The 595-nt window shown below is 68.1% G+C and carries 1 pseudogene; it reads right to left on the bottom strand.

Features of this window, described 5'->3' with window-relative positions:
- Window positions 1-595: pseudogene (locus AC1DWF_RS36545) on the bottom strand (DNA topoisomerase IV subunit A); the annotation flags it as partial.

Below are 595 nucleotides of genomic sequence, written 5' to 3'. Positions count from 1 at the left end.
TTGCCATCCGTCGCGGCGATCAGGAATTTCTGGCCGGCCGAGGGCAGGAACATCGCCAGCACGCTGTCCTCGTTGGGCAGGTCCACGATGAGGCGCAGCGGCTGCCCGTCGCCACGGCCGCGCGGCAGCGTGTCGCAGCGGAGCGTGTAGGCCTTGCCGTTGCTGGCGAAGATGACGAGGCGGTCGGTGCTCTGGACGGGGATGCGGAAGGCGAGGCCGTCGCCCTCCTTGAAGCGCAGCTCCGCATCCTCGGCGAGATGGCCCTTCAGCGCGCGTATCCAGCCCTTCTCCGACAGCACGACGGTCAGCGGCTCGCGCTCGATGAAGGCGCTCTCGTCCACGACGACAGCGGGCACGCCGGAGCCGATCGCGGTGCGGCGGTCGCCGAGAGCGCCGGAGCCGAACTTCTTGCGGGCGTCCTCGACTTCCTTTGATATGGCCGCCCACTGCTTCGCCGTGCTGGCGAGCAGGCCCTGGAGCTGCTTCTGCTCCTTGCTGAGCTTGTCGTGCTCCTTGCGGATTTCCATTTCCTCGAGCTTGCGCAGGGCGCGCAGGCGCATGTTGAGGATGGCCTCGGCCTGCACCTCGGTGAGCT

The sequence above is a fragment of the Aminobacter sp. P4_D5 genome (assembly GCF_056401815.1).
The sequence above is the reverse complement of the archived record's forward strand: the minus strand, read 5'-3'. Positions and strand labels throughout refer to the sequence as shown.